Source organism: Pseudomonas sp. 05N433 (genome assembly GCF_056396925.1).
In genome coordinates, this window is record NZ_JBFTML010000011.1 from 95,388 (window position 1) to 119,917 (window position 24,530).

Annotated in this window: 20 protein-coding genes and 1 pseudogene; 8 read left to right on the forward strand and 13 right to left on the reverse strand. The window is 56.1% G+C overall.

What is annotated here, in order from left to right:
- Window positions 1-3: 3 nt before the first annotated feature.
- From AC1DIS_RS08765 to AC1DIS_RS08780, 4 genes are read left to right on the forward strand one after another with little or no spacing between them, the layout of a single operon-like run.
- Entirely contained in the window at window positions 4-258 is a 255-nt protein-coding gene (locus AC1DIS_RS08765) for an acyl carrier protein (protein WP_086945670.1), read from the forward strand.
- Window positions 255-1,466, forward strand: a complete 1,212-nt coding sequence (locus tag AC1DIS_RS08770) for a beta-ketoacyl-[acyl-carrier-protein] synthase family protein (RefSeq protein WP_086945669.1) — start codon at window positions 255-257, stop codon at window positions 1,464-1,466. Before AC1DIS_RS08765 ends, AC1DIS_RS08770 begins: the two co-directional genes overlap by 4 nt.
- The gene (locus AC1DIS_RS08775) at window positions 1,463-2,500 is read left to right on the forward strand and encodes a hypothetical protein (protein WP_477744393.1); all 1,038 of its coding nucleotides are present in this window, start codon (window positions 1,463-1,465) and stop codon (window positions 2,498-2,500) included. The genes AC1DIS_RS08770 and AC1DIS_RS08775 overlap by 4 nt, the downstream gene beginning before the upstream one ends.
- Window positions 2,497-3,195, forward strand: a complete 699-nt coding sequence (locus tag AC1DIS_RS08780; protein ID WP_477744394.1) for a lysophospholipid acyltransferase family protein — start codon at window positions 2,497-2,499, stop codon at window positions 3,193-3,195. The genes AC1DIS_RS08775 and AC1DIS_RS08780 overlap by 4 nt, the downstream gene beginning before the upstream one ends.
- Before the next feature lie 74 nt (window positions 3,196-3,269).
- On the opposite strand, the gene AC1DIS_RS08785 is transcribed toward AC1DIS_RS08780, so the two are convergent.
- The 8 genes from AC1DIS_RS08785 to AC1DIS_RS08820 form a co-directional block, all read right to left on the reverse strand.
- A complete protein-coding gene (locus AC1DIS_RS08785; protein ID WP_018927943.1) occupies window positions 3,270-3,968 on the reverse strand; it encodes an outer membrane protein in 699 nt (232 codons plus the stop codon).
- Between the two features lie 85 nt (window positions 3,969-4,053).
- Window positions 4,054-4,494 carry an SRPBCC family protein gene (locus AC1DIS_RS08790; protein ID WP_477780831.1) on the reverse strand — a complete coding sequence of 147 codons (441 nt, stop codon included), beginning with the start codon at window positions 4,492-4,494 and terminating at the stop codon, window positions 4,054-4,056.
- 59 nt (window positions 4,495-4,553) lie between these two features.
- Window positions 4,554-7,964: a beta-ketoacyl synthase N-terminal-like domain-containing protein gene (locus AC1DIS_RS08795; RefSeq protein ID WP_477744396.1), complete on the reverse strand. Its 3,411-nt coding sequence runs from the start codon at window positions 7,962-7,964 to the stop codon at window positions 4,554-4,556.
- 83 nt (window positions 7,965-8,047) lie between these two features.
- Window positions 8,048-9,133, reverse strand: a complete 1,086-nt coding sequence (locus tag AC1DIS_RS08800) for an acyl carrier protein (RefSeq protein WP_477744397.1) — start codon at window positions 9,131-9,133, stop codon at window positions 8,048-8,050.
- A 118-nt stretch (window positions 9,134-9,251) separates the two neighbouring features.
- The gene (locus AC1DIS_RS08805; RefSeq protein ID WP_018927947.1) at window positions 9,252-11,015 is read right to left on the reverse strand and encodes an FAD-dependent monooxygenase; all 1,764 of its coding nucleotides are present in this window, start codon (window positions 11,013-11,015) and stop codon (window positions 9,252-9,254) included.
- Window positions 11,016-11,018: 3 nt separating this feature from the next.
- Entirely contained in the window at window positions 11,019-11,630 is a 612-nt protein-coding gene (locus tag AC1DIS_RS08810; protein ID WP_018927948.1) for an HAD-IB family hydrolase, read from the reverse strand.
- Window positions 11,620-13,140: a class I adenylate-forming enzyme family protein gene (locus AC1DIS_RS08815; RefSeq protein WP_064617441.1), complete on the reverse strand. Its 1,521-nt coding sequence runs from the start codon at window positions 13,138-13,140 to the stop codon at window positions 11,620-11,622. The genes AC1DIS_RS08810 and AC1DIS_RS08815 overlap by 11 nt, the downstream gene beginning before the upstream one ends.
- A gap of 80 nt (window positions 13,141-13,220) precedes the next feature.
- Window positions 13,221-14,234 (reverse strand): SDR family oxidoreductase, encoded by a 1,014-nt coding sequence (locus tag AC1DIS_RS08820; RefSeq protein ID WP_018927950.1) that lies wholly within the window; start codon window positions 14,232-14,234, stop codon window positions 13,221-13,223.
- A gap of 532 nt (window positions 14,235-14,766) precedes the next feature.
- Here AC1DIS_RS08820 and AC1DIS_RS08825 point away from each other — a divergent pair.
- Window positions 14,767-15,363, forward strand: coding sequence for a TetR/AcrR family transcriptional regulator (locus tag AC1DIS_RS08825; protein WP_477780832.1), 597 nt, complete (start codon window positions 14,767-14,769; stop codon window positions 15,361-15,363).
- A 117-nt stretch (window positions 15,364-15,480) separates the two neighbouring features.
- Here AC1DIS_RS08825 and AC1DIS_RS08830 read toward each other — a convergent pair whose 3' ends face one another.
- Window positions 15,481-16,101, reverse strand: coding sequence for a glutathione S-transferase family protein (locus AC1DIS_RS08830; RefSeq protein WP_064617447.1), 621 nt, complete (start codon window positions 16,099-16,101; stop codon window positions 15,481-15,483).
- A 370-nt stretch (window positions 16,102-16,471) separates the two neighbouring features.
- Between AC1DIS_RS08830 and AC1DIS_RS08835 the strand changes: the two genes are divergently transcribed.
- Window positions 16,472-17,344, forward strand: a complete 873-nt coding sequence (locus tag AC1DIS_RS08835; RefSeq protein ID WP_018927953.1) for a DNA/RNA non-specific endonuclease — start codon at window positions 16,472-16,474, stop codon at window positions 17,342-17,344.
- Window positions 17,345-17,427: 83 nt separating this feature from the next.
- Here AC1DIS_RS08835 and AC1DIS_RS08840 read toward each other — a convergent pair.
- From AC1DIS_RS08840 to AC1DIS_RS08855, 4 genes and pseudogenes are all read right to left on the reverse strand, one after another.
- Window positions 17,428-18,303: pseudogene (locus AC1DIS_RS08840) on the reverse strand (ABC transporter substrate-binding protein); the annotation flags it as partial.
- 388 nt (window positions 18,304-18,691) lie between these two features.
- Window positions 18,692-19,657: an FAD:protein FMN transferase gene (locus AC1DIS_RS08845; protein ID WP_477744404.1), complete on the reverse strand. Its 966-nt coding sequence runs from the start codon at window positions 19,655-19,657 to the stop codon at window positions 18,692-18,694.
- Window positions 19,647-21,827 (reverse strand): PepSY domain-containing protein, encoded by a 2,181-nt coding sequence (locus tag AC1DIS_RS08850; protein ID WP_477744398.1) that lies wholly within the window; start codon window positions 21,825-21,827, stop codon window positions 19,647-19,649. The genes AC1DIS_RS08845 and AC1DIS_RS08850 overlap by 11 nt, the downstream gene beginning before the upstream one ends.
- A 24-nt stretch (window positions 21,828-21,851) precedes the next feature.
- Complete coding sequence (locus AC1DIS_RS08855) at window positions 21,852-22,322, reverse strand: DUF2271 domain-containing protein (protein ID WP_477744399.1); 471 nt, start codon at window positions 22,320-22,322, stop codon at window positions 21,852-21,854.
- Window positions 22,323-22,484: 162 nt separating this feature from the next.
- Here AC1DIS_RS08855 and AC1DIS_RS08860 point away from each other — a divergent pair, with 162 nt between their 5' ends.
- Together AC1DIS_RS08860 and AC1DIS_RS08865 are read left to right on the forward strand one after the other, a co-directional pair.
- Entirely contained in the window at window positions 22,485-23,144 is a 660-nt protein-coding gene (locus AC1DIS_RS08860; protein WP_477744400.1) for a response regulator transcription factor, read from the forward strand.
- Window positions 23,141-24,481: an ATP-binding protein gene (locus tag AC1DIS_RS08865; RefSeq protein WP_018927960.1), complete on the forward strand. Its 1,341-nt coding sequence runs from the start codon at window positions 23,141-23,143 to the stop codon at window positions 24,479-24,481. The genes AC1DIS_RS08860 and AC1DIS_RS08865 overlap by 4 nt, the downstream gene beginning before the upstream one ends.
- Window positions 24,482-24,530: the final 49 nt, after the last annotated feature.

The window sequence follows — 24,530 nt, forward strand, 5'->3', positions numbered from 1 at the left end:
TATATGACTCACGTTCACGAAGAAAAAATCAAAGAGATTGTTTCTCAGGTCTTGGGCGTCAGCGTCGGAGAGATCCGCAACAACGAAAACTTCATAGAGGCTTACGGTGCTGATTCGATGTCAGGAATAGAAATCCTGGCCGGTATCGAGGGCGCTTTTCAGGTCCGAGTCAATGAAGCTTACATTCCACGGATAACCAGCGTGGATTCAATTCTCTCGTTTATCGACAAGACCCTGCTTGAGGCTGAGTGTGCATGATGAGCTCCGGCAAGGGCAGAAGGGTTGTCGTCACTGGCTTGGGGCCGGTCAGCCCGATCGGAATTGGGAAAGACGCGTTCTTTCATGCGTTGAAAACTGGGGTAAACGGCACGGGACTGCTTTCAAAAATCGATACCGACCGGTTTGAAAGAAAGTATGGGTGTGAGGTGAAATCCAGCATCAGCACATTGATTCCGGATTTTGACTCTTTCGCTCTCTCCGGGACTCCCAGCCATTTTGCGCTTGCCGCCACCGAGCTCGCTCTAACGGATGCGGCAATTGAACGGGCAGCGATTTCCGGCAAGCGAGTGAATTGTTATTTCGGCACGACCTATGGTGAGTCCAATCTGATTGACAACATGGTTACGGCAATGGCCGAACCTCAGCCAGGCCTGCACGCATCAGTGCAGCATACGTTTGCGTCTGAAATAAGCCGCGATGTCTTGAGATCGATAGGTTCCACCGGTGAGTCAGTCACGATTGGCAATGCGTGTTCAGCCAGTAACACCGCGTTGATATTCGGTTACGAGGCCATCAAGGCCGGGGACTGCGAACTTGCTATTTGCGGTGGAAGCGATGCGATCTACAAGGCCACGTTTGCAACATTCCATCGATTGGGCAGCATGACAGACCAAAACTGCACGCCTTTCAATTCAGGCCGCAAAGGCGTTTTGACCGCAGAAGGTGGTAGTGCACTGGTCCTTGAGGATTACGATCGGGCAATACGTCGCGGGGCACCTATCTATGCCGAAGTCCTCGGGTTTTCGATGAACTGTGATGCCGACCATATGGTGAGACTCAATCATCATAGTGTTGGCGATTGCATGGAGTCGGCGCTTGCAAATGCATTGGTCGCGCCTGGAGCGGTTGGCTATATATGCGCTCACGGTACCGGTACGGTTGCCAATGACAGCAATGAATACATGGCAATTGAGAGGGTCTTTGGCCATTCGCCACCGCCGGTTAGTTCCATTAAGTCAATGATGGGGCACAGCATGGGGGCGGCGGCTGGTTTTGGAGCAATTGCCTGCATGCTTGCGCTAAGCGAGGGATTGCCTCCTACGATCAATGTTTCTGAACAGGACCCTGAAATACCCATCGACATCGTCGCGGAGGGCTTCAGAGCCGGAAAAGTCGATGTGGCGGTCAATAATGCTTTCGCTTTTGGCGGGAATAATTCAATTTTGGTATTCGGTAATCTCAAATGACGGGTGACGCTATCGTTGCATTGGTTTTAAACGATTGGGTCATGTTGCAAATGCCCGGTGTATTCGAGCAAGGGGGCGTGGAGTTACATCGCGGAAAAAGACCTGCGTGGGACCTGGCTTCCGGCGAACTTGTGCCGAGCCGTGAGCTGAAAAATTTCGATCGACAATCCCTGTTGCTATTGGCGGCGATGTCGTTGATCGAGGATGGCAATGACGGAGACTCCCTGGCGGGTTCAGCCATTATCGGTGCAACATCCAATGGTTCCATCGACACCGTTATTCAACTGATAAAAGAGTCGAACGAGAGTCGTTTTGCATTTCAGGTCAATCCGGCACAAATCCCCAATACCGTCATAAATTCTTCATTGGGTCAGTTGGCGATCAAATATGGCATTAAAGGACCGAACGTTTCTCTGTGCGCGAAAGAGTTGAGCTTCTATCACGCATTAGTTCAGGGGTTAAGAATTGCCATGCGAGGCGAGTCTGACTATATCTACACGACGGCGATTGAAACGTTTAGCGGTGAGTTTGGAACGCTCTACGCACAGAGCATTAATCTGCCTGCTGAAAAACGACTGGATACGGCGGCGATTTTCAGCTTTCAGGCAGTTGCTGACCTGAAGGTCCAGGGATTGATCGTCAGGTCATGCATGACGGGGCGTCTATTTTCCTCTGACTCGGCCGGCCTGATCGACCTGATACTCACATTTCTGGCAGGGCAGGGTGTTGAACTTGATCAGGTCAGTCGAGTGAACCTCGCTGCTGCGGATTCCTGGCAGATGTCCTTGAGCAGCCTGAATCGTGCCTTCGGGGCGCGGTTCGAGATGCTGGATCGGGCGAAGGCTCTGAGTCTGTCTCTGGTGGGCGCCTATCAATTGGCCGAAATGGCGAATGGTGTTCCGGCCCAAAGTTTTGGGGTGATGGCGTGTGTTGATGATGAAGGTTTTTATGGTGTCGCGCTGATTGAACGTAATGATGTTCGAGAGGGTTTTTTCACCGGCTCAAGTGATTCAGAAAAGGCGGGTAACCTATGATTTCGTTTGTAAGATGGTTGTTGGTGTTGCTGTTCATTGTCCTGAGTTTTCCTTTTTTATGCGTATACATGTTAATCAATCCTATAAAGAACAGGAATCTGCATGTGGCCTGTCGGTCATATTCAGTGATTAATAAAATATTCTCGGTTCGTGTCGCTGTGAATGGATTCGATACTATCTCCACTGCCAAGCCATATATCTATGTGGCCAACCACCAATGTAATTATGATGTTCTGATTGTTGCTGAGGCGTTGAAACCAGGCACCGTTATTGTCGGTAAAAAATCGCTTAGGTGGTTGCCTCTGGTCGGGCAACTGTATTGGCTGACGGGGAGCCTGTTCATTGACAGAAACAGCCCCCGGGCTTCTATCCAGAGCTTGCGCAAGATTTCCAAGAGTGTTGTCGCAGACAATACTTCCATCTGGATCTTTCCTGAAGGCACCCGAAACAAAGGTGGGGATATGCTGCCTTTCAAGGCGGGGGCCTTTCGGATTGCCAAGGAGATGGGAGTAGGGATCGTTCCAGTCACGATCAGTCCTGCTGTCGGGGACATTGTCTACAACTCATTGCGCCCTACTGAAGTCAGTATCGTCGCCCATCAACCCATCGAGGCGGATGAGGTCGCGCGTATGAGCGCCAAAGAACTGGCAAGCTACACGCGTGAGATTATCAACAATATGATTCCGGTTATTTAGTCGAAAAAACGGGATACGGTGGGACCCCCGGACTCCTCGATAGGTGAAACTGCACCTATCGAGGAGTTTCCCGCTTAGAACCAATAATGCAGGCCGAGCATTAATGACTGGGCGCTGTAGTCAGTACGCACATCGCCTTGGGGCAGGCCCTGAATGTCACCGAAGTGCGCATCGCGAGTCTTGAGGTATCGATAATCCAGGGACATGGACCATTGTTCGGTGAGTTCGTAACCTACCCCGGCGCCGAGTTGATAGGCCGATACAGTGTCGCGATGAGTGTTGCCGAACTGGACGCCGCCGGCTTCCAGGCCACTGACCGACAGCTTGGTGTAACCCAGGCCGCCGCCGATGTAAGGGGTGAACCGATTGAAGGGGGCTGGCAGGTTCAAGACGTCATACCAGAGGTTGGCCATGACGCTGGTGGCTTCCTCTTCGCCTTTCCCGTCGATGCTCCCGCCGCCTTCGTAGACCCGGTTATTGAACTGGGTCAGGGTGTTTTTGCGGTAGCTGAGTTCCACTTCGGGTCTGAGCCCGATGGGGAATCGCCAGCCCAGTGCGAGTCCGGTGGCGTAGCCGGAGTGTAACGGTTGGTTGAATTCCATCTCGACAAAGTCGAGGTTGTTTTGGTTAAGGTCCTGCGGAGCCACCCAGTTCAGACCACCCATGACGCTGACGTAAGGGCCGAGCGTGTCGGCGGAACTGGACTCAGGGGCAATAACGCCCATGCCAATGACGCCCATCATGAGATACAGAGGTTTTTTAAATAGGTTCATGCTCGGTCCAAAGTGTGCCGTTATCGATAAGTAAGCGGGGGGGGGGGCGGGAGCGAGCGTGCAACACGCTCCCTCCCGGGATATTTCATACACGGTGCAAATGCGTTCCAGGTTTTTCGAGCCCTGGGGTACTGATGGCATTCGCTCGTTGTTCAGCCACCCTCAGCATTTTGCGTAGCAGCCCGCGGTATAAAAAACTCAAGGGGCCAGAGATCTTTGCGCTATGGATGACTTGGGTTTCATTCGGGGAAAGCCTGCGCATCTGGTGATCGAACTCAAGGTCGATCCACAGCAGTCTTGCCGTGTTCCGATAGCTTTCATGCAGCTTCACTGCTTCCAGTTTCAGCGGCATGTTCAGGCCATTTTTGAGGACGCATTTGCCTCGCGTTCCAGGTTGAAACGGGCCATTGAGTTCGCACTGGCGAACGTCGGTATCCCATAGCGGCGCTTCTGAAAAATTGCTCCAGATATTCCAGATTTCAGCACGCGGCGATTTGACTATGACTTGCACTTTGACATCGTTCACGGCGACACCTTGATTGTTGGGGGCACGGTCATGCGGGAGAGTGGGATCAATTGAGTGCCTCAGGCCGCGGGTGCGGATTGACTCAGCACTTGAGCTGTAATGCTGGCTTGACCGATTTTTTCGCCCCGATTGAACAGGTCGATATAGATGCGGTTGGTTTTGAACGGCTGTTGTGCGTCAAAACCCGCTTGCGGTGCCAATGACAGCGGACTGTTCCTGGGGATTGGCCGATCCAGGGTGAAACTCAAGGCCAGCAGGTTCATCGGGGTGTTGAGTGGAATCCGCAGATGGCTGTGGGCAATCTGCATGTAGCACTGGCGGGCAACTTCGAGGAAATACACCATCGAATGGTGCTCGGGGTCGCCCTCCTGGAAGAAGTGCTCATCCGGCAGTTTGAGCGTGTCCACGCTCAAGCCCTGAGCGATGCCGCTCATGTCACTGACGATGACGTTTTCTTCCCTGGCCTTGTGCAGCAAGGCCTTGTCACGGCAGCGAGTGGCCGTGAACTCGCCGGCGGGCGATTTCTCGAACGCCGAGCTGTAGGCCATCCCAAGGACGCAGGTGCACATCAGCTTTCCGGCTTGCATGACCTTGGCATTGAACACCTGGGAGTCTTTTTCCTGTTCCAGATGCAGATCAATCACACCCTCCTTTTGTACGTATTGCTGGAACTTGATATTCAGGGTTTTGACATACGCGACTCGCCCACTCAGTGGCGGCATGGCGAGTTCAATCAGTTGCAACACGCCCTCGAGCAATAGAATGCCGGGGATGTGATCAAGAGGGTGATCGAAGAAATAAGGGTGCGCTTCATTCACCACGAGCTGGGCGTGCAGTGACTGAGCGCCGCGCTGGACGTTGGTGATTACGACGTTTTCCGGGGAACGTTGCCAGTGCGCCGGGCGCTGGACTTCAGTGCCACGGTGCAGGGCGAAAAGACTCTCCATGGCGCGAACCCGGACACGCAGCCCTGAGAGCAGAGTGTTGGTCAGCATGTCGCTGAGTTGCAGCACGTCGACGCCGTCGTTTTGTGGTTCGCGGACAAGGCTGACAGGACGGGCAGGCGGGATCACCGGTTGCAGTTCATGGTGGGCCGAGTGAGCAAAACGCAGGGTAAAGGGATGCTTGATGGCAGGAGCGGGTTCGGCCACCGTGCTCCATTCCCGAAGCTTTTCAGTAAACAACCACATCACTGCCTTGCCGGCTTCGCGAACCTCGATCACCGTGTGAGCCGATGCACTCAACATCACCGCCAGCAGGGTTTCGATGCCACTGGCTTCAGCCAGGAAACCGGTAATCTCTTGCAGAGATCCACTGGCATGAGTCGCGTCAGGTTGCAGCTCGCAGACTTCAATGTTCTGGTATTGACTCCGCTCTTTGCCCAGCAGTTGGCAAGCCTCTTCCAGCGAGTTCGCGGCATGGGCGAGGACCGCCGCGCGGATCACCAGTAAAGGTTTGTCGCTGGCGTCTGGTTGATAGGGACGCAGCGCAATCAGCCCCAGTCCTTCACCTTGCACCGTCGCTGAATGTCGGGCGCGCTCGATCTCGATTTCACCGCTGATAAAGCGCCCTGCACCGAGCAACAGCGTGGTTATGCCGTTCTTGAACCATTGCTGCGATGCCAGCAAGGTTTGCCAGAACAGACCCGGGGTGCCGACCAGTGTTTGATGGAAACCCTTGAAGTCAAAAATTTGCGTCGGGTAGCCGGACAACATGTTCGGCAACATGGTTGCCACGTCCGCTACCTCCACGCCCGGTGGCGTGCCTTGAGCCTGGGAGTAGAAGCTGTGAGCGCTGCTGTACGCATTGCTGAAGCGTTCCCCGCCCATGTTGCAGCACATGACCATCGCCGTGCCGGGTGAGCCGGCCACACCCGGCAGGCGTCGCAGCAAATGATTGACGCGATCGGTGATCAACAGCTTGAATGGATCGACATGGGCCAGAGGTTTGGGACCCATGCCGAAACCGTCGATATCAATGACGCGATCCTGCGCCAGGAATTGGCCCAGTAATGGCTGACCTGGGGCAGGGGTGTAATCAACGAAACGCCCATAAGGGAAACTGACTGATGGCGCTGCCGGCCGATCGAGCTGTTGCTTGAATGACTGCAACGAGCCGTGACTGCCGATCGCTGCTTCAGCCTCGACAATCGCAAGGTCCAGCATTAACACGCCGGGGTTGGCTTGAGGGGCGACAGGGCGGTTGTCGGGAATATATTCATCCACTACCAGATGCGCATTGGCGCCGCCAAAGCCAAAGCTCGAGATGCCTATACGGATCGCTGACTGCCGGTCCGCGAGGGGCTGTATCTGCCTTGTGGCCAGTCGCAGGCTGGTCTCGTCGACTTTTGCGCTGGTTCGGTAGTCGGGCTGAGGTGGAATCCCTTTGTGACGCAAGATCATCAGCGCCTTGGCGAGCGAAGCGCCTCCAGCGGCGGCCAGTGGGTGGCCAATGACGGACTTGATCGAACCGATGGTGATTTTTTTGCCGTCTGTGCAATGGGGGGCGAAGAAGCTGTTCAGCGAGTCCAGCTCTGTCGCATCACCCAGCGGAGTACCGGTGCCATGGGTTTCGATGTAGTCCACGTCATTGGGATCAAGACCGATATAGGCACGCTGGTAAGCCGTGTACTGGGCCTGTTTGCCAGGCGCAAACACTGAACCTTCGGCGCCATCGGCGGACATTCCCAATGCCCGTAAAACGCCCAGGGGGCGGCGCTGCGCAATCAGGGCCTGCGATACAGGTTCGACCAAAAAGGCGACTGCACATTCGCCCGGCACAATACCGTCAGCGTCCTGACCGAATGCCTGCATTTGGGCCCGGGCGGAAAAGGCGGTCAACTGCGAGAACCCCAGAAACAGTGCCGGTGGCAGCACGGTGTTCAGAGCCATGACAATCGCGTTATCCGCCTGTCCGCTATTGACCAGGGCCTGAGCCATGTCGATTGCATAGGGGAACGAACTACAGGCGGTGTCGACCGATAACGCCGGGCCACCGAAGGCAAAAGCCGCCGCCAGTTCAGCCACTTGTTCACCCGGCGTGTAGCCCTGTGGTGCTTCGGTTTTTCCGGACATGCCGGTGACGAAATAACTCTCGTCACTCCAGGATGTTGCGACCACCAATGCGGTGCGTTCCTTGATCAGAGTCGAGCCTTGTCCGGCAAGCTGGGCGAGGAGTGTCTGCAGTACTTTCTTACCGATGGCGACCTGCCGTCCTTCATGCCGTGAAGGGGTTGATGCGTCATCGGTCAGGCAAAAAGCGCTGTCCAGGTAAACGCGATCCTTTTCACCTGCCTTTGCTGAATAGATTGACGCCTTATCCAGTTCCCAGCGTGTCAGCATCGAATTGATAGGTGCTATCTGTCCTTGCGTCAGCAAATGCCAAAGCGCATCCGTTGACGGTGCCCCGGGAAACTCGCCGGCCATTGCGCTGAAGCAAAAGTCGCCCTCTGTTGTTACCGCGCCATTCATACCCTGTCTCCTGATTGCCAAAATGCTGGGTGATCTGTCCGATCACCCGGATTCCATGCCATTTTTTACAGCGGCTCAGTGCTTCAGCTCAGTCGTGCCAGAAGCGACAAGGCGTCCTGCGGCGTACGACGCGACATCAGTGCTTCACCGGCAAACTCGCTGGCAGAGCACTGTTGCGCCATTGATTGGCAGAGTGCTTCTCGGGCAAAACCGTTGAGCCCCAACTGTGCAAAGGGCGTCTCAATGTCGATCGACTGTGGCGCGTCCGGGATCAGGGGTGACAGGGAGTTGAAAAGCAGGTTGCTTGCCTGCCCTTGGTCGTCCGTTGTGGCAGGTGCTTGCACTTCGGTAGCGGGTGTTGATGTCGACTCGGGGGCGGCCAGGGCGGCTTTAATCAGGGCGATTGTTGCCTGCGGATACTTGGCGTTGGCCAGCTCAGTGCTGTTGGCCTTGAGTTGCGGCCACAATGCGACGACCGACTCCAGGAAGTCCAGCTGCACGAGGGAGTCCAGGCCCAGGCTTTCATAGCTTTGTTTTTGGTCGATCTGGTCAACCGTAAAACCGGTGATATTCGCCAGTTGTTCCAGTACCCATGCTTCGACATCCACGGCAGGTGCCTGCGGATCGGCTTCAAGCCGCGCCAGCAAGGCGGTAGGAGTGGGGGCATCAAAGAGCTGCGAGGTGAGCTCTTTCTTTTCCGGGAAGTGCTGGGCCAGGGATTCGAAAATATCGACCATGCCGAGAGAGTCGATACCCAGGCTTTCGAAACTTTGATCGAAGTCGATTTGTTCTTTTTTGAATCCTGTGACCGTACTTATTTCGGCGCGCAGCCATTGCCCGTAGTTGAGTGCGGGTGTTTGTTCCGCAATAGGTGTCGATTCCAGTATTACCGGGTTCGAGTGTACGGGCTCCAGCACCGCAAGGTTTTTATTGACGGGGGCTTCAATCCCATTGGCATAAACGCCCTCGAGGACTTGTTGATGAGCATTGAAGTAGTGCGCAGTGACGGATTCGGCCTGCTCCAGCAAACGCATCAATATTGATTCTTTTGCGATATTGGACTCGCACAGTGAATCAATGATTTTTTCTGAAAGAGAAAAATAGCTGTTGGCTATTTTTCCATTGGACACGATGAATTCCTGCACAACATCGTTGAGTTGGAAGCGCATGAGGTTCTCCTAACCAAAGTCGGTATATGTTTTCTACAAACAAGAAATAAAAAGTCTTGGCCCAGGGGTGGGCCTTGTGTGAATCAATGAACCAGGTTGGCAGTAGCCATATAGCGACTTAAAGTTGGAGTTCCACTGCGTCGATCTCGGAAGATGTTGTTTTTCTGGCTCCTTTGAGCAGCCCGGATCTTACGTTCAGATAAGTGAAGAGCGTTATTGCATCGGCTCCCTGGAAAGCGATGTAGCCGTCAGGACGAATCAACATCAACGTGCCCGCTTTGGCATGGTAACGCTTGTGCAGCCGCCAATCGGGGTCCAGCAACGTCGAGTGCCAGGAAGGCAGTTCGGCGCTGCTCAGGGCATCAATAACGCAATAAGCCTTGATGCCCGGGTAGTCCTTCTCCACCGACTCGGCCAGCGAGTAATAACCCGGCAACAACGGGGAAAACTGATCGGCTGCGCTGAAAATCAACAGCGTGAACGTTCCGTGGAACAAGTCGATCAAGCGCTTTGGCGGCATACCTTGCAGTTGCCACAACTCGACATCGGGTGCCAGTTGCCCGGCGCGAGGCACCGACGTCTGGAATTCGGGTTTCTTGCCTTTTTTATCCCAATTCATGCGCTGCTTTTTCGTCAGCGATTCCTGGATGTAATCACTCTTGCCGTAGTGGTACTGATGACCGGAAATCATCGACGGCAGTTTGCGCTGAACCTTGCGCCTGTTGCTTATCAGTGGCAGAACATTGTCGCGCAGCCAAACGAGGGCGCGATGCTTGACGGTAATGAGTCCGGTCAGTCGATGTGCCGTGTTCTCGACTTCCAGGGCCACCGGGTAACGCTCTTCGTTGTAGCTTTCCAGCAACGATGGATCAGCCAGGCCCTGATCGACATAGGCCATTTTCCACGCCAGGTTATAGGCCTCGGAAACCCCCAGGTTCATCCATTGGCCACCGATCGGGCTGCCGATATGAGCCGAGTCGCCCACCAGAAACACAGAGCCTTGCTGCAACGACTGCACGCGGCGATGTTGGAAAGAGGCGATGGTGGTCGATGAAATATTGGACAACGTCATCTTTTGCCCGCGTCCTTCGCACAACCGCTGAAAGTTCTCCAGGCTCAAGGAAGGGCGCTCACCTTCTGGTGGCAGGTTGTAGGGCATCTCGATGAAAAGTCGATAACGGGATTGAGCGCTGATCGGCGCGACCGCGACATAACCGTCCTGTGCACCCAGGAAGAAAGCGCCTTCGTCCTTGCTTCCAGACCACTCGATATCGGCATCGGCGAGCATGAAGAAGCGGTCGTAGGACGATCCTTCGAAGGTCATATCAAGACGTTTTCTGATGTTGCTGCGAGCACCGTCGCACGCGACCACCCAGCGGCTGGAAAAGGACTCGGCGCTGCCGTCCGCATGCTGAAGCGTCATCTGCACCGAGCCCGGCTGGTTTTCTATATCGACCAGCTCGGTATTCCATTCAACATCTGCTCCCAACTTGTTCAGTCGCTCAAGCAGAATCTTCTCTGTCTGCGGTTGTGGCAGGCTGAGGAGCAGGGGGTAGGTGGCGTCCAGGTAGGAGAAGTTGTAGTTCAGCACCCGTTTGGCGTTCGATTGCACCGAAAACTGGTTGATAGTGAATCCGTCGCTGATGGCCTGATCGGCAACTCCCAGATCTCGGAAAATTTCCAGGGTTCTGGAATGGATGGCCATCGCTTTGGTAGCGGTCGAGGGACCGGCATTCTTTTCAATGATGCGAAAAGAGACGCCCCACTTCTTCAGCATGATTGCCAGGGACAGGCCAATCGGGCCGGCGCCTACGATCATGACTGTCGGGGTATTACCGGGTTGGCTGAAGTGCTTGGGGGCCAAAGTGCTCAGAGTGTTCATCGGTTAGTACCAGTTTCTGTAGAAGGGAGAGTTGGCAATGCCGAGCAGGGCATCGTCACCGGATGAATCCCCGTAGGCATAAATGTAAAAGTCATCAAGGTTGCTCAGGCAGCCCTTGAGCCGTGTGACTTTCTCTCTCTCAACACAGTTGGTACCTGATATTCCTCCGGTCAGTTTGTTCTTCGCCGTCGCCAGGCGAGTGCCGCAGACATAGTCAAAACCCGCTGCCTGACCCCAGGGAATCAGGTAGTTTTCCGGCGAGTTGCTGACCAGCGCAGTGACATGCCCCATGGACTGATGCCATTGCAGCCGGCGCAGGGCCTCGGGCCTGAGCCAGAGCGGTAGCAGCTCGCTGATGAAATACTTGGCATGCTCGCGCTCTTGCTCAACGGACAGACCGCCCAGATAACAGGCAATGAATGCCAGTCGGGCTTGCATCAATGGCGTGATGCCAACGATTACACTGAGCATTTTGGGCAGCAGGGGAATGATCCTGAGCCAGAATGATCGGGTTCCCACGATATAACGCATGTAGCGCCAGAACGTATGTCTGTCGGTCAATGTGCCGTCAAAGTCAAACACGGCCAGTACCGGTTGTGTGCCATTAGCTTGCATGAATCTCTTCCTTGAGAGAGATGATCTCGATGGTTTTGGGCAACTTGAAGCCCGAGAGGTAGCGCGAGAGCAGGGTAGAGACAGCGCTCTGGGTCAGGTCGCCGCTCCCTTCAACGCACAGGTGCAGTACGTTGACCTCCTTGTTGTCCGGGACGATGTAAGCTTTCGCGCGCACTACATCCGGGTGCTTCAGGGCAATGGATTCGATTTCAGTCAGGTCGACCATTTGCGCTTTGATCTTCGAGATTCGCAGGCGTTGGCAATAGAAGAACACATGCCCGTCGTCGTCCCGCCAGACCAGATCACCCGTGTGTAGCCAACCATCACGGAAGAACCGGGCATTGGCGTCCTCTGCATCGTTATAGCCGTCAATCACCATCGAACCGCGAATCAGCAGTTCGCCAATCCGTCCGGGTGCGACATCCCGCCCTTCGGCATCGACGACCCGTAGTTCTACGCCTCTGATCGGTTGTCCCATGGCGCCGCGATGGACCTTGCCAATCGAGCTCTGGACAATCACCGGCATGCTCTCGGTCAATCCATAGCCTTGCAGCACCGGATTGCACCCCAGCAGTCTTCCCAGTTTCTCGGCTTCGTCTGCGGGTAAATGGCTGCCACCCGAATAAATCATCAGGTGAGGGTGCAACGGCAACAGCGCGCCCTTGCGTTTGGCCAGTCGTGTATTGAAGTAGCGAATGACGTCGGGAACCAGGCAGGCAAAGGTGACCTTATGCTGGGACAAGACTTCTGCCAGATCCCTGTTGAGCAGGGTGTTAGTCATTAACAGTGTGGCGCCCACGCTCAAGGGGAAAACCATCATCACCGACAGGCCGAAGATGGCATACAGCGGCAGCGTCACCAGATGAACGGAACCGACACCTTGAAGATGAAACTGCTCATGCAGGCCATCACTCGATTGCGTCAAATCAAGGTAGCGGTGAGAAACGGCCAGCGGTTTACCGATGCCCCGGTAGGTGAACTGTACCGAGACAATCGGATTGCCTTCGGGCAGTAACAAGGGCTCGGTCTGTCGGGGAAGCCGAGAGTCCGCCGTTGCGTTGTCGGGCAGGGGCGATGACGGCTCGCTTGCGGCGTTCAACACCAAGGAGTGCTTAACGCCGTAGTCAGGCTGAAATGTCTCGCTATGCTGCTCGAACAGCGTTTCGGTGGTCACTACCAGCGTCGGTCTGGCGATGCTGATGACGCTGTTCATTTCGAATGGCGTCAGTTTGTAGTTGAGAATGACCGGAACCGCACCGCGACCGATGATCGCCAAATAGTAAGCGATGAACTCCACCCCATTGGGTAGAACGAGCGCTACTTTGTCGCCAGGCAATACATTTAATGCTGAGAGTGCGCCATTGCACTCTTCAGCCTTTATACGCAACTCACGGTAAGTGACGGTATCTTCTTCCGCGTCCAGGTTCCTGATGGCAATGTGCTCAGGGAACGACTCTGAAAAACCGACGAACCGATGCAGAAAACCTTCTTTAGATGAAAGGCTTTTCATTTACCAACCTCTCTCAATCCTTGAATTTATGGTCAGACAAAAAAGTACTACAGAGGCAGGCTATATATAAATTGTTTCAATTAAGCATCAATGTAGTTATTTTTCCGATACCAATCCAGGGTATCGGTCAATGTTTCCGTCACGGGGCGGAACTTGCACTGCAATTCTTTCAGGCTTTTGTTGTGGCTGAAATGGGTGCGCCCTTGCTCTTGTTCCATGAGTTTGACAGTGGAAGTGCTGATGAGCACCGGCTTTTTCGTGATTCGGTAATAACCTTCATAGATCAAGGCAATTATACGCAGCATGAACAGTGGCACTTTGCGCTCCGGCGCTTTTACGCCGCTGACACTGGAGAGCGCCTGGAAAATGCTTTTCATGTCCATGTGATTGCCGGCTGCCAGGTAGCGTTCTCCGGATCGGCCGCGTGTGATCGCCGCGAGTTGATGCTCTGCTACATCCCTGGCATCGACAACGGAAAAACTTCCAGGCAGTACGCCGGGCAATTTCTGTCCGACAAAGTCGAGCAGGAACTGTCCTGATGAGGTCGGGCCGATGTCCCCAGGGCCAAACATCCAGCCAGGCAATACCATGGCAACGAACATGTCCGGATGCCGCGCCAGGAATTCCTGAACTTTCTGTTCAGACAATATTTTACTCAGGTAGTAATCGTCAGCCTCCGATTCACTGCGAGACATTGTTTCATCGATCACCTGATCTTTATCGCCCTTCAAGACGGCAATGGAGGAGGTATGGACTGCACGACGAATGCCTGCGGCATAAGCGGCCTGCAACAGGCGCTCGGTACCGGTCACGTTAGTGTCATACAGTTTCTGCCAGTGCTTTCCACCTTTGTAACTATCGCGGAAATAGGCGGCCGTATGAAACAAGGCATCACAGCCTTGCAAGGCATGGCTGAAGGCGTCGACATTGAGCATGTCGCCTTCGACAAATTCGACAGGCAGATTGCCGAACTGCTTCTTGGCTTTTTCGACGGAGCGGACCAGTGCTTTTACTTTGATGTTTCGCTTTAAAAGCGCATGAACCACATTATTGCCGAGCAGGCCTGTAGCGCCTGTAACAAAGGCATATTCCATTAAAATCCAGCTCCTGTGGGGTGGTAACCTGCTACTGCATTGAGATTGATGTCACCGCGCTCGATGCTTTGACCAGGCAGGGGGCGTCAACGGCGGCAAGTAAAAACCATTCGGTATCTGGAAATCAAGCGGTATTTAACAGTCGCCACAAGGTCGACGCCCTTGAACCCGACCTGAAACACGAAAATCCTGTGGTTTAGAGCGTTGTCGACAGCAGGCATTCACCGGGATCGGGCGGATGGAGGTCATCGCTAGACATTTTTGCCGTCCGTCGCCTGCCTTCTGGGGGGAGTCAAAAGACACCCTTGCTGACTCGATTCATCAGGGCGCGCGCGTCAGGCTGGATACCAAGGCGCCTGAACGTGCGGGGCCCAATACATGGCATTTACATGGCACTCCTTAAAAGTTTAAATGCAAAGTGATTAAGAGGGCTTAGTATAAGATATGATAGTTAAAACAGGTTTGCGCAGTGAGTGGCAGATCCGTTGCATCCAGTTACAAATAGATTTGTTTGGCCAAAGGAGCCGAAGGCGTGATTAAAAAGAGATTAGGTCGAGAAGAAAGTCAGCAAATAACAAGGGATAAGTTATTCGATACCGCCACTGACCTTATGGTGAGAAAAGGTTTTCACGCCACCAGTGTCAACGCTATTTCCGAGGAAGCCGGTTTTTCGAAGGGGGCCTTCTTTTCAAACTTTACAAGTAAGTCGGACTTGCTTCTGCAGTTAACTCAGAGATTCAAGGGAGTTGAGATTGATCGATTGAGTGTCACCCTGACTTCAGGGTATTCATCGGAAGAGCTGACCCATGGATTGAATGCCTATATTGACACGCTTAAAAATAATACCAGTTGCGCGATTCTTGATGCTGAGTTGCAACTGATCGCCTTGCGTGATGAAGAGTTCTCAACGCATTACTACGATCTGCATCAGGAAAATAGTGAAGCCTTGGGTAAGTTGATTACCATCATATTTAATCATGCAGGCAAGAAGCCTCCTTTGGCGAATGCCGCTCTTGCAAGGACCTTCACCGCTTTGTCGGAAGGTTTGATACTGYAAGGGCATAAAGATCCAGCCTCTGAAATTAAACTGGTGTTGAACTCGCTTATCCAGACAGCAGAGCCCTTATAGAACGCTGCCATTCTTGTGATACATACGATATTCGCATGTCCGGGGCTCAGACCTCGGGCAGGATGCGAGCAGCCATGCCCATCTTTAGCGCACACAATAAGGTCTGCGCAGTAGCGCTCAGTGATTCTGGAACGTTTTCAATCCTCGTTGTACGGCGGGCCTGGCTTCGATCGCGTCGAACCAGCGTGATAAGCGTGAAAGCACTGCCCAATCCAGCCGATCACGAAATGATGCCGCAATGGTGAAAGCGGAGATGTCCGCCATGGAGAACTGATCTCCGGCCATAAAGTCGTCGGTAAGAAACCGTTCTGCGTAGACGAGTTGTTCAATGACGCGTTGATCGATAACTGTGGCCGCATCATTAAATCCTGCCTGGCGCAGGGAAAATGCAGCATGACTGGGCCCGATGACGTCCGTTACGAAAAAGAAATAACGATCAAACACCCGGTCGCGTTTTGGTCCACGATGCGCTGGTGCGAGCCGACCCGGAGCTTTTGCATCAGCGAACTGAATGATTGCGTTCGATTGGTTAATGACCAGCGGGGGTGTCGATGAATGGTCGACCAGGGTTGGGACTTTTCCTGCCGGATTAAGCGCCAGGTACGACAAGTCGCGTTGCTCATTCGCCTGCAAGTTCAGTCTTCGTGCGGTGTAGGGGATACCTGCTTCCTCCAAGGCTATTGCAGCCCTCAGACTGTTGCCGGTAGGCGCGCCATACAGCTCTATTTTCGGGCTCATCAGACACTCCCTGAAAATGAATGGATGATTATTGGATGCTAAGTGAAAAGCGGCATACGCGCCTGTCTACAAGGAGTACGCACAACGTTTCGCGTCAGTTAACCAGTCCGCTTAGGTATGCCCATTCGACGAGCATGGCCAAGTAGAATGTGTACGCCGCTCAGCACTAATGTGACTTGTGATGGTCAATACACCCCGCGCGACCGTCAGCGGTCGTACTGCCTGGCGCCGACCGGATCCGCATCGGCAATTTGATCAAGGACAGTGAAAGCATGCTCACCGCAATATAATCCGCAACCGCTTCTACCTGGTTTCGTAAATCGGGACTCGTCGTACGTTTACCCCTCAATCCAATTCGAAGATTTAAAGCATGCACCTACGCAAAATTGCAGTTGGGCTGTCGGCCCTTGTTTTGCTCTCGACCGGGGCACAAGCCCGCAGTCTGCTGGATTTCATCAAGCCGCCCACCCAGCATCAGCAACAAACCTCCCACTCGGGCTCGATCAGCCAGAGCGCGGCGCTGGAACTCTATTCAAACAAACAGAAACAGGCATCGTTTGACGGCTGCGCGGATCTGTTCCCGGCCGCGAAACCGATCAACATGGCCACTGTGCCTGCCACAATGAAACCCTTGGCCCTGTGTTCCGATAACTTCGCGGTGCTGTACTCGCAAACCAGCAAGACACCGCTGGTAGTGGTCGAACGCCTTAATGCCGCCCAGCTGCAGGATGCCAAAGGGGAGGAGCGCACCAACCAGTTCTATCCGGACCCACGCATTCCCAAGAGTGGGCGGGCAGAGTTGAGCGACTACCGTAGCCAACATCCGGCCGTGGACCGTGGCCATCAATCCCCGGCAGCCGATGCACCGAACCCCAATGCAATGGCCCAATCCTTTGCGCTGTCGAACATGGTGCCGCAAGACCCAACCAACAACCGGAAGATCTGGAGTAAGGTCGAGTCCGATGTCAGAAAGTTTGCCAAACGAGCCGATGGCAATGTCTTTGTCTTTACCGGCCCGCTCTTTGATTCAGGCCACGGCACCGTCGGCGACAACAAGGTCTGGGTGCCGACCCGCCTGTTCAAACTGGTTTACGACGCATCGTCCAAGCGTGCCTGGGCTTACGTACTGCCCAACGCTGAAACCCGCATCGAGAAACCGATGGACTATGACGCTTTCGTGAAGAGTACCGGGCTCAACTTGCTGGGAAATCTACCGGTCACAGGTTCCGTGGGGCGCTCTTGATGGCTTGATTGATTAATCCGTAGCAGCTGTCGAGCCGGGGCGAGGCTGCGTTCGGCTGCGCAGCAGTCGTAAAACCAGAACTCGTAAGGGATGTTCTCCGAGAAAACCTTCTGGGCCTGCGGCTGGCTGGCAAACGCGATGAAACGCTCGGCCAGCGCCTTGTTCGGCGACCCTTTGACCACGGCCCAGTATTCCGGGTCGTACAGGCTCTGGGGCCAGACGATGCTCAGGTTCATACCTTCTTTTTGCGCCGAGGCGATACGACCGTTGTAGGCGGCACTCATCACCACGTCACCGGCGATCAACCACTGCGCCGGTTGGGCTCCAGCCTCCCACCACTGGATGCTCGACTTGATCTTGTCGAGCTTGGCAAAGGCACGGTTCACGCCCTCGGGGGTGCCCAGCACTTTGTAGAGCTCGTCTGGCTTGACACCATCGGCCAGCAGAGCGATTTCCAGGGTGTACTTGGCGCCTTTGCGCAGGCCGCGCTTGCCCGGAAAGTCGGTGACGTTCCAGAAATCCGCCCAGGAAGTCGGGGTCTTGGCCAGCTTGTCCTTGTTGAAGGCCATGACCATCGACCAGACGTAGGTGGCCACACCACACTCGGTCAAGGTCCCCGGTACGAACTGGGCCTGGTCGCCAAAACTGGCCTTGTCCAGTCGCTCGAACAAGCCGGCATCACAGCCACGCAACAGTTCCGGACTCTCCACCTCGACCACATCCCAGGTGGCATGGCCCACATCGACCATGGCCTTGATCTTCGACAGTTCGCCATTGTATTCGCCCGCCACGATGCGTCCCGCACCGCTTGCATTGAAGGGTTGGAAATAGGCCTTGTCCTGGGCCTGCTTGGTGGCGCCGCCGAACGAAATGACAGTCAGGGCCTGGGGCTCGGCGAGCACGCCGGTGCACAACAGGGCCAGGGAAAAAGGAACACAGGTACGTAAGGATAAAGACATGGAACGCTCCCACAGCTGGTTTTTAGAATGGTGTAAAGCCGGGCAGTGCTGGCCAGAGGCCGATAAGGTTCCACCGTGCCGGGCTCTTGGGGCCGGCATCGTTATGAAAAAAGCTTTCATCCGGGAAAGCCGGACCAGAGGTGCTCAGTGCGGTTTGATAGTGCGGCATCAATCGGAAGAGGAAAATTATTAAAAATATGCTTGTGAGCTATAAAAAAGCTCTTCAGCAGTGGGCACTGCTGATCCGGGTTGTATTCAGATGAGGTGGATCAACCGGTCACAGGGTCTTCTACCGACCGGTTACCAATAAAGGCTCGAACTGGGCGTGGCCGCCCAGGGCGTCATGTCTCATCTGGCGGTTTGATTCGTACTGATTTCGAATGGTCCTTCAGCGCATTTCAATCTGCGCCTGCAACTGGCCGCCGACGATGGATATTTCTTTGAACTGTTCACCGTCGCGCAGCACGAACAACGCGTCCATCCCGCGCTCTTGTGCCAGGCGTGGGCCTTCGGTTTCGCCCAGCACCATCAGCGCCGTGGCCCAGGCGTCGGCGAGCATGCATGAGGCCGCCACCACTGTGACGGCCGCGAGCGCGTTGCACAGCGGTGCGCCGGTGGCCGGGTTCATGGTGTGGGCATAGGACTGCCCCCTCACATCGACCCAGTGTCGGTAGTCTCCGGACGTGGCGATGGCAGCGTCGCTGAGTTCCATCACACCCATGACTTCGCGCACCCCCCGGCAGGGTTTTTCAATGGCTACGACCCAGGGTTGGGCATCAGGTTTGACGCCGCGGGCGCGCATCTCGCCATCGATGCCGACCAGATAACGAGTGATGCCAAAACCCTCCAGACAGCGGGCCAGCTCATCGACAGCAAAACCCTTGGCGATACCGTTCAGATCGAGGTTCAGCGACGCACGTTTGCGCACCTGATTACGTTGCGGGTCAACGCTCAGCGCCGCACTGGCGGACAGGCGAGCTTGCGGCGGCAGCGTGTCGAGCATCTGCTCCGTGACGGTCTGTTCGCCGGGGCCGAACCCCCAGGCATTCACCAGATCGCCGACCGCGATGTCGAAGGCGCCGCCGGATTGCTGACTGACACGCAGCGCGGCAGACAGCACCATGGCCAGTTCCTTGGGTACCGGCACCCACTCCTGTTCGGGGGCGACGTTGAGGCGGTTGAGATCGGAGTCGGGTTTCCAGGTGGACATTTGCTGGTCTACCCGGGCCACGGCGCGTGCCAGGCTATGGTCGATGTTGTCGGTATTGATCCCGGCTTGCGCATAGAACAGGGCGGTGTAACGGGTGCCCATGGTCTCGCCATTCAGGCTGTAGCGTTGCAAGTCAGTAGACATCTTCACGGTAGCGTCCTTGTGCCTTGAGGGTCAGCACACTCAGGTTGATCGGCGCCAGCACTTCATCCAGGGCCTGCATCACGCCCTTGGCCATCTCGCGACCGCCACACACCAACACTTGGGCGCCTTTCTCAATCAACCGRCGCAAGACCAGCGCATCGCTGATCAACCGGTCTTGCACGTAACTGCCGTCCATGACCTGGGAGAAGGCGGCACGCAATGCCGTGAGGCGCTGGTCCGCCAGGTAACGCTTGAGCTCTGATTCATAGAGGAAATCCGAAGCCGGATTACGCCCGCCCCAATACAAGTGCATGGGGTGTCGGGCCTTGTTGTTGCGGATAAAACCGGTCAAGGGACCTATGCCGGTACCGGCGCCGATCAGGATCACCGGGTGCGCGCCCGACGCCGGACGAAATTGTGGGTTGGGCTGGATAAAAGCTTCGATCGACGCACCGATGTCCAGGTTGTGAAGGAATTGCGAGCACACGCCACCTTCGTGTTTACGTACGCAGATTTCCAGCACACCGTCCTGCGAACTGCTGGCCAGCGAGTAAAACCGCGGGATCGCGCTACCAGGGGGCAGAATCCCTGCGAGGTCTCCGGCCAGAAACTCCGGCAGCTCGCTGGCTGCCTTGAAGCGTAGTACGTGGGTCGGCGCATTCACCTGTTCGCCGTAGGCGATGCGCTCCATCAGAATCAGTTGATGGGTACGTGGCTGCTCCGGAGTATGGACCAGCGTCAGGTCCTGCCCCAGTACTTTGCCCAGTGCGCGGCCCCAGCGAGCAAATTCCTGGGCGGACTGGCGGTTGACGGTTTCCAGCTCCAGCAGCGGTGAGCCACCGGCCTGTAACATCGCGTCCTGCACCTGATGGGCGTACTGACAGAACTGCGCAAACTGGCGGTCGCCCAAGCCCAGCACGGCAAACGGCAGGCCGGGTTTGAGGCCGACCCTGGTCAACCGTGCCAGGAACTGCGAAGCCGAGGCCGGGGCATCGCCGTCGCCGTGGGTCGCGGTGAGGATGAATACCCGTTGGGCATTGCTGTATTCGCTGGTGTATTGATTCATCGCCGCGCTATGTACTCGGTGTCCGGCCTGGTGCAAAGCGTCATGCAAGGTGTTGGCAAAGCCCCAGGTGCTATTGTTTTCACTGCCGACCAGAATCACGCTGTCGGCGGATTGCGCGGTGCAGTTTTCACGGATGTTCGGAGCGGCCTTGCGGCGGCGCCACCACAGCAGGATGCCGGTCACGCTCATCAACGGCACGCAGAGGGCACAAAGCCCCAGCGGCAGACCGAGCCACCAGAGGCCTTCACCGGTGTGCAATTGATAAATCAATTCGTAGACGTTGCGCATCGAATCGTGGGCTTGATAGGACAGCAAAGTGCCGCTGGCCTGGTCCACGTAACCGTCGCCCTGGGCCGTGCGCAGGGAAAACACGTCTTGCGGGTTATTGGGGTTCGGGTAGACCAGCTCGCGCAGGTCATTCAGGTCAGTGGCCTGCAAGGCTTTCAGGTTCGCCACCGGCAAGGCCGGGCCGGCGCTGACGTGGGCGGGGAAGGTGGGCTCATTCTGACTGCCATCAGCGATAAAGCCGAAAGTCGTGGCGCACATATAGAGCCCGCTCAGTGCCGACAACAGCAGCCCAAGCAATGCCAGGCGTCCGACTTCAGCATGCCAGCGCTGGCTGAAGGAACCTCGCAGTGGCCGCAACAGGTTGCGCCAGCCGCCCAGCCGCCGGGCCAGCAACAGCGCACCAGACACCGACAGCATCAGCATCAACAGCGCGCCGACTCCAGACACCCCGTGGCCAGGTGTGCCAAGGAACAGCGAGCGGTGCAGGTCTTTCATCCAGCGCGAGAAGGCGGATGGCTCGTAAGGTGCGAGGCCTTGACCGGTCAGTGGATCGACCTTTTCGGCCCCGGCCTGACCGTCCTGGTTGTAGTAGACGATGACCGTCCCGGACGCTGTGCGCTGGATCTGCTCCACGCCTTGGAAATGGCTGGCTACGCGCCCGGCCAGTTGACTGACGTTGACTTGCCCGGCAGCGGTGGACGTGCTGTGCAGGCGTTCCAGGGCGGGGTCGACAGACAGCATCGCGCCGCTGATGGCTAACAGCATGACCAGCAGGGCGGCGATCAGGCCGGGCAGGGAATGGAACTGGCGAAGCATGTTCAGCCTCCAGAATGGCCAGTGCTACAGATCGTAAGTAAAGGACTCGACGTAGGTGCTGCCGGTCGCCGGCTTGCCTGCGCCCTTGGACGTCAGGGGCACGCTGACATCGGCGCGGGCATCACGTTTGTCCTCGACGGCGCTGTCGATGCGGATTTGATAGCCGGCATCGATCAGGGTGTCTGCCAGTTCGACACTGACTTTGAGGGTGCGCCCACTGCCGACGCTGGCGCCGCTGACCCCGTCAAACTCGCTCGGGTTCATCCCGCTTCCACGGGCCCAGTCGGCCAGATGCCTGTAATACTTGGCCTTCTTGCCGGCCACCCAGAGGGTTTTCTGGTATTGGCCAGTGCCATCGGTGACGTAGATCGCCAGATACGCATCATTGCCGCCGTAGTCCTTGAGCTGAGTGGTCAAGGTCACTTCACGGGCCTGGACCAGTCCTGGCAGGGCAACGGCGCCGGCGAGGCAGGATGCAGCGATAATTTTTTTCATGGGAGTGTCCTTTTGATCGTTGGGTCCAGATCCTGGACTTGCTTGCTGACAGCAACCTGAAGCGCAGTAAAAATCATCGACAGAGGGACTCACCTGAATCTTCAGATTCACGTCAGGTAAGGCGATTAAGGTGCTGCACGATAATCATCAAGGAGGTGCCAGATGCGGGTTTTATTGGTCGAGGACGCACCGGGGTTGGGGGAGGCGGTGCGCGAACAGATCGCCGATGACGGCCACGCCGTCGATTGGGTACAGCGCCTGGAGCATGCGCGCAACAGTGTGCGCACTACCCCTTACGACCTGATCCTGCTTGACCTGATGTTGCCGGACGGTCGCGGGCTGGATTTTTTGCGTCAGCAGCGTTCCGCAGGGGATACAACGCCGGTGATCATCCTGACCGCCCAGGATCAGATATCCGATCGTATCGCCGGCCTCAATGCCGGGGCCGATGATTATCTGGTCAAACCGTTCGACCTGTTTGAACTATCGGCCCGTGTGGCTGCAGTGGCTCGCCGTTACAGCGGCAACCCCAACCCGCAGATCAAACTCGGCGAATTGCAGATCGATATGAGTGCCCGTACGGTGCAGCGGGCCGGTGCGACTGTGGACCTCACGGCGCGGGAGTGGGCGCTGTTCGAGGCATTTGTCCAGCGCCCCAGCGCACTGCTGTCCAAGGCGCAGCTCGAAGAACGGTTGTACGCTTTCGGTGCCGAAATCGAGAGCAACACAATCGAGGTCTATATCAGCCGGTTGCGTAAGAAACTCGGGCGCGACCTGATTGAAACCGTGCGCGGCATGGGCTACCGGTTGACGTCCGCATGAAGTCGTCCAGCCTGCAAAAACGTCTCGGCGTGGGCTTGACCCTGGGCATGACCTTGCTTTGGCTGGGGGCGACCGTCGGCGCCTGGCTGGTGGTGCAACATGAGTTGAATGAGGCATTCGACAGCGCGCTGGAAGAGACGGCGCAACGCATGCTGCCCCTGGTCGTACTGGAAATCAGCAATCGGGAAAAGCCCGATGAGACACACCACGTGGCCCCCCTCACAATGCACAAGGAATACCTGACCTATCTGGTGCGCGATGCGAGGGGCAAGATCCTGATGCAATCCCACGACGCCAACCCGAATATCTTCAACAAACAACCGACCGAAGGTTTCTCCACCACTGAAAAATACCGTCTGTATGGCGCCAGTGCGTTGCGGGAAACGCTGTTCATTGAAATCGCCGAGCCCCTTGGCCATCGCCGTGAGGCTGCGCGGGAAGCCTTGTTTGCCTTGCTGATGCCGCTATTGGCGCTGATTCCCATCAGCCTGTTGGGCACCTGGTTATTCGTGCGCATCAGCCTGCGCAGCGTATTGGCCTATCGTCGAGCGGTGGAGGCCCGTGGGGTGGGTGATCTGTCGCCGATCAAAACGTCGCGCCTGCCGGCCGAAATCGATCCGCTGGCTGACGCGGTCAACCATCTGCTGGAGCGTTTGCGCAAGGCCCTGGAGGCCGAGCGTAGTTTTACCGCCAATAGCGCTCATGAACTGCGCACGCCACTGGCCGCTACCCTGGCGCAGGTCCAGCGGCTGCGTCACGAAGCGCCCGAAGGCCCGTTGCGAGTGCGCGCGGCAAAGATCGAAAACTCGTTGCGCGAGTTGGCGCGGCTCTCGGAAAAGCTTATGCAACTGGCCAAGGCCGAAGGCGGTGGGCTGCTGTCCGAAACGCCCCAGGATCTCGTTCCGTTGCTGGTCCATGTGGTTGATGAGTGGAACCATAGCAGCGCTCGCCACATCGAGCTGCAGTTGCCAACCCAGGCCTGCGTGTACTCGGTCATTGATCCGGATGCTTTCGGTATTCTGTTGCGCAACCTGATCGAGAATGCGCTGAAGTACGGTGCGATGGATCAACCGATCGAAGTCAGTCTGACCGACCAGGCGTTGCTACGGGTGGTCAACGGTGGCCCGGTGGTGCCGGAGCCCGTGTTGCAGCACCTGACCGAGCGTTTTGTGCGCGGTCACAGTGAAGCCAGCGGGTCAGGGTTGGGGTTGGCGATTGCCAAAACCATTGTGCAGGGGGTCAACGCGCGAATGATGCTGGTGTCGCCGGCAACAGGTCGACAGGAGGGATTCGAAGTCTGCGTCTGGTTACCGCTCGTGTCCGCTGTCGAAGGCTGAGGGCATGCTTGGCATGTGCTAACTGTTCGCCACTATTTTCTCTGGCTAC

What these genes read in the sequence shown, in the direction of transcription:
- AC1DIS_RS08815 (WP_064617441.1), bottom strand. Translation starts at nt 13,140, where the DNA reads ATGAAAAGCCTTTCATCTAAAGAAGGTTTTCTGCATCGGTTCGTCGGT.
- AC1DIS_RS08855 (WP_477744399.1), bottom strand. Translation starts at nt 22,322, where the DNA reads ATGAAAAAAATTATCGCTGCATCCTGCCTCGCCGGCGCCGTTGCCCTG.
- AC1DIS_RS08785 (WP_018927943.1), bottom strand. Translation starts at nt 3,968, where the DNA reads ATGAACCTATTTAAAAAACCTCTGTATCTCATGATGGGCGTCATTGGC.
- AC1DIS_RS08780 (WP_477744394.1), top strand. Translation starts at nt 2,497, where the DNA reads ATGATTTCGTTTGTAAGATGGTTGTTGGTGTTGCTGTTCATTGTCCTG.
- AC1DIS_RS08865 (WP_018927960.1), top strand. Translation starts at nt 23,141, where the DNA reads ATGAAGTCGTCCAGCCTGCAAAAACGTCTCGGCGTGGGCTTGACCCTG.
- AC1DIS_RS08860 (WP_477744400.1), top strand. Translation starts at nt 22,485, where the DNA reads ATGCGGGTTTTATTGGTCGAGGACGCACCGGGGTTGGGGGAGGCGGTG.
- AC1DIS_RS08805 (WP_018927947.1), bottom strand. Translation starts at nt 11,015, where the DNA reads ATGAACACTCTGAGCACTTTGGCCCCCAAGCACTTCAGCCAACCCGGT.
- AC1DIS_RS08830 (WP_064617447.1), bottom strand. Translation starts at nt 16,101, where the DNA reads ATGAGCCCGAAAATAGAGCTGTATGGCGCGCCTACCGGCAACAGTCTG.
- AC1DIS_RS08800 (WP_477744397.1), bottom strand. Translation starts at nt 9,133, where the DNA reads ATGCGCTTCCAACTCAACGATGTTGTGCAGGAATTCATCGTGTCCAAT.
- AC1DIS_RS08810 (WP_018927948.1), bottom strand. Translation starts at nt 11,630, where the DNA reads ATGCAAGCTAATGGCACACAACCGGTACTGGCCGTGTTTGACTTTGAC.
- AC1DIS_RS08765 (WP_086945670.1), top strand. Translation starts at nt 4, where the DNA reads ATGACTCACGTTCACGAAGAAAAAATCAAAGAGATTGTTTCTCAGGTC.
- AC1DIS_RS08770 (WP_086945669.1), top strand. Translation starts at nt 255, where the DNA reads ATGATGAGCTCCGGCAAGGGCAGAAGGGTTGTCGTCACTGGCTTGGGG.
- AC1DIS_RS08845 (WP_477744404.1), bottom strand. Translation starts at nt 19,657, where the DNA reads ATGTCTACTGACTTGCAACGCTACAGCCTGAATGGCGAGACCATGGGC.
- AC1DIS_RS08835 (WP_018927953.1), top strand. Translation starts at nt 16,472, where the DNA reads ATGCACCTACGCAAAATTGCAGTTGGGCTGTCGGCCCTTGTTTTGCTC.
- AC1DIS_RS08820 (WP_018927950.1), bottom strand. Translation starts at nt 14,234, where the DNA reads ATGGAATATGCCTTTGTTACAGGCGCTACAGGCCTGCTCGGCAATAAT.
- AC1DIS_RS08775 (WP_477744393.1), top strand. Translation starts at nt 1,463, where the DNA reads ATGACGGGTGACGCTATCGTTGCATTGGTTTTAAACGATTGGGTCATG.
- AC1DIS_RS08795 (WP_477744396.1), bottom strand. Translation starts at nt 7,964, where the DNA reads ATGAATGGCGCGGTAACAACAGAGGGCGACTTTTGCTTCAGCGCAATG.